The 9137-nt window shown below is 62.1% G+C and carries 9 protein-coding genes; all 9 read left to right on the forward strand.

Translation table 11 applies throughout. The features are described 5' to 3' along the window. The first annotated feature begins 216 nt into the window (after positions 1-216). The gene (locus H7C19_RS02745; protein WP_246469271.1) at positions 217-1896 is read left to right on the forward strand and encodes an anthranilate synthase component I family protein; all 1680 of its coding nucleotides are present in this window, start codon (positions 217-219) and stop codon (positions 1894-1896) included. Continuing rightward, on the forward strand, positions 1893-2471 hold the full coding sequence (gene pabA, locus H7C19_RS02750; protein ID WP_185141045.1) for an aminodeoxychorismate/anthranilate synthase component II: 579 nt from the start codon (positions 1893-1895) through the stop codon (positions 2469-2471). The genes H7C19_RS02745 and pabA overlap by 4 nt, the downstream gene beginning before the upstream one ends. Then, a complete protein-coding gene (locus H7C19_RS02755) occupies positions 2472-3377 on the forward strand; it encodes an aminotransferase class IV (RefSeq protein WP_185141046.1) in 906 nt (301 codons plus the stop codon). Then, positions 3374-4228, forward strand: a complete 855-nt coding sequence (gene folP / locus H7C19_RS02760) for a dihydropteroate synthase (protein WP_185141047.1) — start codon at positions 3374-3376, stop codon at positions 4226-4228. Before H7C19_RS02755 ends, folP begins: the two co-directional genes overlap by 4 nt. A gap of 5 nt (positions 4229-4233) precedes the next feature. Then, positions 4234-4596 (forward strand): dihydroneopterin aldolase, encoded by a 363-nt coding sequence (gene folB, locus H7C19_RS02765; RefSeq protein ID WP_185141048.1) that lies wholly within the window; start codon positions 4234-4236, stop codon positions 4594-4596. A 39-nt stretch (positions 4597-4635) separates the two neighbouring features. Further along, positions 4636-5145, forward strand: coding sequence for a 2-amino-4-hydroxy-6-hydroxymethyldihydropteridine diphosphokinase (gene folK / locus H7C19_RS02770; protein WP_185141049.1), 510 nt, complete (start codon positions 4636-4638; stop codon positions 5143-5145). A 6-nt stretch (positions 5146-5151) separates the two neighbouring features. Continuing rightward, entirely contained in the window at positions 5152-6174 is a 1023-nt protein-coding gene (gene dusB, locus H7C19_RS02775; RefSeq protein WP_185141050.1) for a tRNA dihydrouridine synthase DusB, read from the forward strand. 260 nt (positions 6175-6434) lie between these two features. Then, positions 6435-6911, forward strand: a complete 477-nt coding sequence (greA, locus tag H7C19_RS02780) for a transcription elongation factor GreA (RefSeq protein WP_185141051.1) — start codon at positions 6435-6437, stop codon at positions 6909-6911. Positions 6912-7116: 205 nt separating this feature from the next. Next, positions 7117-8634: a lysine--tRNA ligase gene (lysS, locus tag H7C19_RS02785; RefSeq protein ID WP_185141052.1), complete on the forward strand. Its 1518-nt coding sequence runs from the start codon at positions 7117-7119 to the stop codon at positions 8632-8634. Positions 8635-9137: the final 503 nt, after the last annotated feature.

The raw sequence follows: 9137 nt of genomic DNA on the forward strand, positions 1-9137 counted from the left end.
AGCTCCTTATTGTATCCATGCAGGTTCGCTTCTTAAGGAAGGATACGGCGCCCGCATGGAAATAGTTGCGCGATCGGCTCGAATCTCGTTTGTCCGTCATACAACATGTATAAGTTTCACGCCTATACCTTTCTGTATGACCGACGATAAAAACGTGTCGCCGCTTGAGAAGCCGTTTTTACTTGCCGGACCGTTTTTCGTTATAATAGGAGCACATTGATCGCGAAACACGGATGGGCGCGGAGCATCGGGGGATCGGACGAGTTGGAGACGTTGACAAGCTTGGAGCAGTGGGGCCGTTGGGCGGCAGACGGCCGTGCCTACAATAAACTGCCTTACGTGAGGCGTTATGCGCTCGGGGAGGGCGAGGACCGCGTGCTGCGCTGGCAGCGCGCCTGGGAAGCGGCGTCCGCGCATGCGTTCGTGCTGGAGAGCGGCAAGGACGGGCGCTATACGTTCCTCGGTCTGAAGCCAACGGCGGTCATCCGCGGCACGAGCGGCGAGGCGACGGAGGCCGCTGCAGGCGCCGAAGCCGGGAACGCCGTGAGCGCCGGGGATGCCTGCGGCAGGCGGCATGAGGACGCCCCCCTCGCCGTTATGCGGGAGGTCATGGCGCGCTGCCGTGCGCCGAGCGTGCCGGGCGCGCCAAAGTTCCTCGGCGGCTGCGTCGGCTACTGGAGCTACGACGTGGCGCGATCGCTCGAGCGGCTGCCGGAGCTGGCAGCGAACGATCTCGGCCTGCCGGATTATGCGTTCTTGCTCGTGGACGAGCTATGGATCGTGGACCACGAGGCGAGGGCGCTCTATCTCGCCGTGCATGCCGACGTGCCGAAGGAAGCGGAGGATGAGACCCTTCGGCGGGCGATGTCGGACGCCGCAGGCCGGGCGGACGAGATGAAGCGGATCTGGGACCGCGTCGCGGCCGGCCGGGCGGATGCGGCGGCCTCGGCTGCCGTGGAGGCGATGAAGGCGGCGATGGCGGAGGACGGTCTGGAGCTGGACGTGAAGGCGTTCGCCGACGCCGGCCATCTCCGGACCTCGATGAGCAAGGAAATCTTCAAGCAGGCGGTCCGCCGCATTCAGGCCTATATCGGCCAGGGCGACGTGTTCCAGGTGAACCTGTCGATGCGGCAGAGCATGCCGGTCGCGGCCCGGCCCGAGGACCTGTACGAGCTGCTGCGCCTGATTAACCCCTCGCCGTACATGGGCTTCCTGAAGTTCCCCGACTTCCAGCTCGTCTCGGCTTCGCCCGAGCTCCTCGTGAAGCGGGAGGGCGACCGAATCGGCGCGCGTCCGATCGCGGGGACCCGGCGCCGGGGCCGCACGCCGGACGAGGACGCGGCGATGGAGCGCGAACTGCTCGCCAGCGAGAAGGAGCGGGCCGAGCACGTCATGCTCGTGGATCTCGCGCGCAACGACTTGGGGCGCGTCGCCGCCTATGGCTCGGTCCGCGTGCCGGAGCTGCTGACCGTCGAACGCTACTCGCACGTCATGCACCTCGTGTCGCAGGTGGAGGGCCGCATCGCGCCGGGCTGGGATGCGTTCGACGTGCTGGCCGGATCGTTTCCCGGAGGGACGATCACGGGGGCGCCGAAGATCCGCACGATGGAGATCATCGAGGAGCTGGAGCCGGTGCGCCGCGGCGTCTACACCGGATCGCTCGGATGGATTGACTATGCCGGGAATATGGAATTTAATATTATTATCCGCACCATGGTGGCGAAGGACGGGATCGTCCATATTCAAGCGGGCGCGGGCATCGTCATCGACTCCGACCCCGAGCGCGAATTCTACGAATGCCTGAACAAAGCCAAAGCGCTCTGGAAAGCGGTGCAGTACGGGGAGCGGCTCCGAGATCGAAAGGAACCGGTTCACCTGGAGGAGGGACGTTCATGATTCTGGTCATCGACAACTACGATTCGTTCACGTATAACTTGGTTCAATATCTGGGCGAGCTGGGCGAGGAGATCGTCGTTCGCCGCAACGACGAGATCGATCTCGACGGCATCGCCGCGCTGAAGCCGGACCATATCCTCATCTCGCCGGGACCCTGCACGCCGAACGAGGCGGGGATCAGCCTCGATCTCATCGCGCGGTTCAAGGGAGAGATTCCGATCCTCGGCGTCTGCCTCGGCCACCAGTCGATCGGCCAGGCGTTCGGCGGCGACGTCGTGCGCGCGGACAAGCTGATGCACGGCAAGACGTCGGAGATGACGCACGACGGACGTACGATCTTCGCGGGCATCCCGTCCCCGTTCACGGCGACGCGGTATCATTCCCTGATCGTCAAAGAAGACACGCTGCCGGACAGCCTGGAGATCAGCGCCAGATCGGACGACGGAGAGATCATGGGGCTGCGGCACAAGGAATACGTCATCGAAGGCGTGCAATTCCATCCCGAGTCCATCATGACCGATCACGGCCGCACGATGCTGCGCAATTTCCTGAATAACAAGGCAGGAACGCGATAAATGAAGCTGCTGTTGGATGGACGAATCCAGGACAGCGAGGAAGCCGTGATCTCAGTCTACGATCACGGCTTTCTCTACGGGATGGGGCTGTTCGAGACGTTCCGGACCTATGGAGGCAAGCCGTGGCTGCTGAACCGGCATGCCGAGCGGCTCGCGGCGAGCTGCGGCGCGCTAGGCATCGCCTACGCGCCCGATCCGGCGCGGATGGCGGAAGACGTGAAGCGGCTGCTGGCCGCGAATGGCCTGGCGGACGGGTACGTCCGCTGGTCGGTGTCCGCGGGCGCGGGCGAGATCGGTCTCCCGGAGGGCGACTACGCGCGTCCGAGAGAGATCGTGTACATGAAGCCGCTCGCGCCGGACCGGCCGGAGACACGGGCGGGCAAGCGGCTGCGGCTGCTGCGGCTCGCGCGGAGCACGCCGGAGGGCGGGGAGCCGCGGTTAAAATCGTTTCATTATATGAACAATATGCTGGCGAAGAGAGAGCTGACGGCCGGCGGAGCTGCGCCGGGCACGGAAGGTTTATTTCTCTCCCCTGACGGGTATGTGTCGGAAGGGCTCGTGAGCAACGTATTCTGGGCGAAGGACGGCGTGCTCTATACACCCGCGCTGGAGACGGGTCCGCTACCGGGCATCACGCGGGGCTGGGTGCTGACGCGAGCGCTGGAGACGCTTGGACCCGATGGCGTTCGCGAGGTCCGCGAAGGGCGTTACCGATGGGACGCGCTGCTTCAGGCGGACGAGGCGTTCGTGACGAATTCCGTCCAGGAGATCGTGCCGGTCGTCGCGCTCGAAGAGCCGGACGGGACGATCGCGCGGCCGTGGCCGGAGGGCCCCGGGCGGGCGACCCGCCGCCTCATGACGGCCTATCGGCTGGCGGCCGAACAGGGAAGCGAGGATATGCGATGAGACCGACTTATTATAGACGTTCCTACAGGCTGCATGACGGACTGACGCTGACGCTCGGCGAGCGCACGCTGCTCATGGGTATCTTGAACGTCACGCCGGATTCGTTCTCCGACGGGGGCAAGTACGCGAACGCGGAGGCAGCCGTCGCGAGGGCGAAGCAGATGGCTGAAGAGGGCGCCGACCTGATCGACATCGGCGGAGAGTCCACGCGCCCGGGTCACGATCCGGTGACGCCGGAGGAGGAGCTTCGTCGCGTCATTCCGGTCATCGAGGCGGTCCGCGCGGCGGTGAAGCTGCCGATCAGCATCGATACGTACCGGGCCGAGACGGCGCGTCAGGCTTTGGAGGCCGGCGCGCACGTGCTTAACGATATTTGGGGGCTGAAGCGGGAACCGAAGATGGCGGAGATCGCCGCGGAATACGGCTGCCCGATCATCCTGATGCACAACCGGACGGCGCGGGACTACCTCGACTTCGTGCCCGACGTCCTGCAGGACCTGCGGGACAGCGTGGCCCGGGCGCATGCCGCGGGCGTGTCGGACGAGAACATCTGGCTCGATCCCGGCATCGGCTTCGCTAAGGATTACGGCGAGAACGTCGAGCTCATGGGCCGTCTGGACGAGCTGGCCAGCCTCGGCTACCCGGTCTTGCTGGCGACGTCCCGCAAGACGTTCATCCGCCAGACGCTGGATCTGCCCGCGGATGACGTCGTGGAAGGCACGGCCGCGACGACGACGGCCGGCATCCTGCAAGGCTGCCAGATCGTCCGCGTTCACGACGTGCGCGAGATGAAGCGGGTCGCGCGGATGACCGACGCGATCGCCTACCGCCAAGCGAATAGGGAGGGGTAACGGGAATGGACCGCATGCTGCTGAAGAAGATGGTATTTTACGGGTACCATGGCGTTTTTCCGGAAGAGAACAAGCTCGGCCAGAAGTTCATCGTGGACCTCGATCTGCGGCTCGATCTCAGCCGCGCCGAAGCCAGCGACGACGTGAACGATACGATCAATTACGCGGAGATTCATGCCCTCGTCAAGGAGATCGCCGAAGGCCCCCCGGTCAAGCTGATCGAGACGCTCGCCGGAAACATTGCAACCGCGGTACTCGGTACGTATACTAGTATCAACGAAGCGACGGTATCGGTTACGAAACCGAATCCTCCGTTCGACATTACGTTCGACGGGGTGACCGTAGAGCTTCGCCGAACCCGGTCCTGAAGTGCGGGTTCATCGCGCTCGCAGAGGATTGAAGGAACGGTGAAGGAAGCATACGTGGCGCTGGGCGCCAATCTGGGCGACCGGGAGCAATCGCTGAACGAAGCGATACGCCGCCTGGACGCGTTCGAAGGCATTGAAGTGCGCCGGATATCGGATAGGTACGAGACGGACCCGGTTGGTTATACCGATCAGCCGGCGTTCCTGAATATGGCCGTCGCGGTCGGCACCGAGCTGGACCCGCTGGCGCTGCTGCGCGCGCTGCTCTCGATCGAGCAGGAGATGGGACGCGTGCGGGAGATCCGCTGGGGACCGCGCAAGATCGATCTGGACCTGCTGCTGTACGAGAACGAGACGCTCGGCACGGACGAGCTCACGCTCCCGCATCCCCGCATGGGGGAGCGGGCGTTCGTGTTGGTGCCGTTGCGGGACGTATGGACGCCGGGCGAGCCTTTCCCATGGGAGTCGTCGCTCGCGGGCGACGTCATGGAACGGGAAGGCATACATCGGCGTGCTCCGCAATCGGAGGCGCGCCCTCGGAAGGAGCTGTAAAAGCGAATGTTGAAGATTGGCAACGTGGAAATGAGCAACAATGTCGTCCTCGCGCCCATGGCGGGCGTGTGCAACCCTGCATTCCGGCTGATCGCCAAGGAATTCGGATGCGGACTGGTCTGCGCCGAGATGGTGAGCGACAAGGCGATCCTGCACGGCAACCAGCGGACGCTGGAGATGCTGTTCGTGGACGAGCGGGAGAAGCCGCTCAGCCTGCAAATCTTCGGAGGCGACCGCGAGTCTCTCGTCGAAGCGGTCAAATTCGTCGACAAGAACACCAACGCCGACATTATCGACATCAATATGGGCTGCCCCGTGCCGAAGGTCACGAAGTGCGACGCGGGCGCCCGCTGGCTGCTCGATCCCGCCAAGATCTACGAGATGGTGTCGTACGCCGTAGACGCGGCGAAGAAGCCGGTCACCGTCAAGATGCGGATCGGCTGGGACGACGAGCACGTCTATGCGGTGGAGAACGCCCAAGCGGTCGAACGCGCGGGCGGCGCGGCCGTCAGCGTGCACGGCCGGACCCGGGAACAATTGTATACCGGTCACGCGAACTGGGATATTATAAGGGACGTTAAACAGGCCGTGTCGATTCCGGTCATCGGCAACGGGGACGTCTTCTCGCCGGAGGACGCGGAGCGCATGCTTCAGCATACCGGCGTGGACGGCGTCATGATCGGGCGCGGCGCGCTCGGCAACCCGTGGATGCTGTACCGGACCGTTCACTACCTGACGACCGGAGAGATGCTGCCGGATCCGGTGCCGGGCGAGAAGATCCGGATCGCGATGCTGCACATGGACCGCCTGATCAACTTGAAGGGCGAAGGCCAGGCCGTACGGGAGATGCGCAAGCATCTGGCCTGGTATCTGAAGGGCCTGCCCGATGCGGCCCGCGTCAAGAACGACATCATGGAGCTGACCACCCGCGCCGCCGTGGCGGCAAAGCTGGAGCAATATGTCGAATCTCTCGCGGAGCTCGCGGCGGCCGAACAATCGGAGGCCGCAGATTCGGCGACGGTGCATTGAACCCCTTTACCGCTAATTGACATTTCCTAGGGGTTGAAATATAATTCTAAGCAATATTCGCACGGAAGCCGGTTTGACCGGGACGAGGAGCGTGCCTTTCGGGAACGAATAGGCGCGCGCGCGTGTCATGTCAACGGTGATTCGCCATATATTTGAGTAGCAACGGCGGCTCGCCTACCGCTGACGAAGCGAGGAGCCGCTTGAACGCACCCTATTCATGCCGCGCATGAAAATCATACCCTTGACAGGAGATCGGTGAGATGAGCGAAAAGGAAGTCCTTCTGACCCCGGACGGGTTGAAGAAGCTCGAAGAGGAGCTCGAGAACCTGAAGTCCGTCAAGCGCCGGGAAGTGGCGGAACGGATTAAGGTCGCGATCGGATACGGCGATATCAGCGAGAACTCGGAATACGAGGATGCGAAGAACGAACAGGCATTCATCGAAGGACGCATCATCACCCTCGAGAAGATGCTCCGCAACGCCCGCATTATCAACAATGACGAGATCGATCTCGATACGGTCAGCATCGGCTCCACCGTCGTCGTAGAAGACAAGGAGTTCGACGAGATCGTTGAATATACGATTGTCGGCACCGCCGAATCGGACCCGCTGAAGAACAAGATCTCGAACGAAAGCCCCGTCGGCCGCGCCATTATCGGCAAGAAGAAGGGCGCGCTCGTCGAAGTAAGCGTTCCCGCGGGCATCATTCAATACAAGATCGTCGATATCAAAAAGTAAACGGATGGCGCGGGGGCTCAAAGCCTCGACACCTCCTCCATCGGCCGAAAAAGCTTCCTCCGGAAGCTTTTTTGAATGATTCGGAGCGTATTGCCCTTGGCCTCGCCCAACGGGATCCGTATCCTCTACATCATGACGTAGCCGCCTCCTCTCCATGGAGGCGCAGCTGTTTCTACTTGCAATGAGAACGAAAGGGTGTCTATTCATGAGTCAAGATCAAGTGAATCCTGTGGCGGAGACTTCCGCCGAAGAACTAAGCGAGATGCTGCAGATTCGCCGCGGCAAGCTGGACGAGCTGCGCGCGCTCGGCATCGATCCGTTCGGCACGAAGTTCGAGCGTTCGCACAATGCCGGCGAGATCCTCGCCCGCCTGGACGGCTACTCGACCGAGGAGCTGGACGAGCGCGCGGAGGAAGTGACGGTCGCGGGCCGCATCATGCAGAAGCGTTCGATGGGCAAGGCGTCTTTTGCGCACATTCAGGACTTGTCCGGCAAGATCCAGATCTACGTACGCCAGGATTCCGTGCCCGAAGAGAAGTACAAAGCGTTCAGCCTGCTCGACATCGGGGACGTCATCGGCGTCCGCGGCGTCGTCTTCAAGACGAAGACGGGCGAGACTTCGATCAAAGTATCCGATCTTGAAGTGCTGACCAAGTCGCTTCTTCCGCTGCCGGACAAGTTCCACGGGCTGAAGGACGTCGAGACGCGCTACCGTCAGCGCTATGTGGACCTGATCGTCAATCCCGACGTGCAGAAGACGTTCGTCACGCGCTCCCGCATCATTCAATCGATGCGCCGTTACCTAGATGGCCGCGGCTACCTGGAGGTCGAGACCCCGACGCTGCACGCGATCGCGGGCGGCGCCGCCGCGCGTCCGTTCATCACCCACCACAACGCGCTGGACATGCAGCTCGTCATGCGGATCGCGATCGAGCTGCATCTGAAGCGGCTTATCGTCGGCGGTCTGGAGAAGGTATACGAGATCGGACGCGTCTATCGGAACGAAGGCATCTCTACCCGCCACAATCCGGAGTTCACGCTGCTCGAGCTCTATGAGGCTTACGCGGACTACGAGGACATCATGCGTCTGACGGAGGATCTGATCGTCCATCTCGCGCAGGACGTGCTCGGCACGACGCGGATCGTCTACCAAGGGCAGGAGGTCGATCTCTCCACGCCATGGCGTCAGGAATCGATGACCTCTTTGGTTCAGAAGGCGGTCGGTATCGACTTCACGGCCGAGATGAGCGACGAAGAAGCGCATCGTCTGGCCAAGGAACACAAGGTGCACGTAGAGCCGCATATGACGTTCGGACATATCGTGAACGCGTTCTTCGAGACGTTCGTCGAGCATACGCTGATTCAGCCTACCTTCGTAACGGGGCACCCCGTCGCGATCTCGCCGCTGGCGAAAAAGAACGAGAAGGATCCGCGCTTCACGGATCGCTTCGAGCTGTTCATCGTGGCGCGCGAGCATGCCAATGCGTTCTCCGAGCTGAACGACCCGATCGACCAACGCCAGCGCTTCGAAGCGCAGTTGGTGGAGAAGGCCGCGGGCAATGACGAGGCGCAGGATCTGGATGAAGACTTCATCCGCGCCCTCGAATACGGTCTGCCGCCGACCGGGGGTCTCGGCATCGGCATCGACCGCTTGATCATGCTGCTGACCGACGCGCCTTCCATCCGGGACGTGCTGCTGTTCCCGCACATGCGCGGAGAATAACAATAGAAGTGCATTGTACGAGGAAGAGCGGGAGGCCGGAAGTCGATCCGGTCTCCCGTTTTTTCCCTCGTCTTAAATGGTTGACGGGGATTGTCCGGACGTGGTACATTGTACTTCCGCCGTTGAGCGGGTGTCGCCGAGCAGGCGGTAACGGCAAAAGAGAATGCAACCTTCCAGAAATTACAGGTTGCCATCGCCTAGCCGGACATGATATATTAATCAAGTCGCCGCTGAGAGGCCAGGCAAGAACGAGGCCGAGAGCGAAGACAAGATTGCTCCTTGAAAACTGAACATCGAGCGTAAGAAACGTCGGGTTTCGACAGTCGTGCTTGCACGACGGAGAAGCCGGACGCTAACGGACCCTGTCGCCTTCGGGTGACGGACAACGATTTAAAACAACGAATGAGCCATCGAGGTTCTTCAAACCGTCCGTATCAGCTCTCACACTTCCTCCGGAAGTGCTGCCGCTGAAACGGACCTTTATGGAGAGTTTGATCCTGGCT

The sequence above is a fragment of the Cohnella nanjingensis genome (genome assembly GCF_014212125.1).
GTDB lineage: Bacteria > Bacillota > Bacilli > Paenibacillales > Paenibacillaceae > Cohnella > Cohnella nanjingensis.

Coding starts and splice junctions, on each gene's coding strand:
- greA (WP_185141051.1), top strand. CDS start 6,435: ATGAGCGAAAAGGAAGTCCTTCTGACCCCGGACGGGTTGAAGAAGCTC.
- H7C19_RS02755 (WP_185141046.1), top strand. CDS start 2,472: ATGAAGCTGCTGTTGGATGGACGAATCCAGGACAGCGAGGAAGCCGTG.
- pabA (WP_185141045.1), top strand. CDS start 1,893: ATGATTCTGGTCATCGACAACTACGATTCGTTCACGTATAACTTGGTT.
- folB (WP_185141048.1), top strand. CDS start 4,234: ATGGACCGCATGCTGCTGAAGAAGATGGTATTTTACGGGTACCATGGC.
- dusB (WP_185141050.1), top strand. CDS start 5,152: ATGTTGAAGATTGGCAACGTGGAAATGAGCAACAATGTCGTCCTCGCG.
- lysS (WP_185141052.1), top strand. CDS start 7,117: ATGAGTCAAGATCAAGTGAATCCTGTGGCGGAGACTTCCGCCGAAGAA.
- folP (WP_185141047.1), top strand. CDS start 3,374: ATGAGACCGACTTATTATAGACGTTCCTACAGGCTGCATGACGGACTG.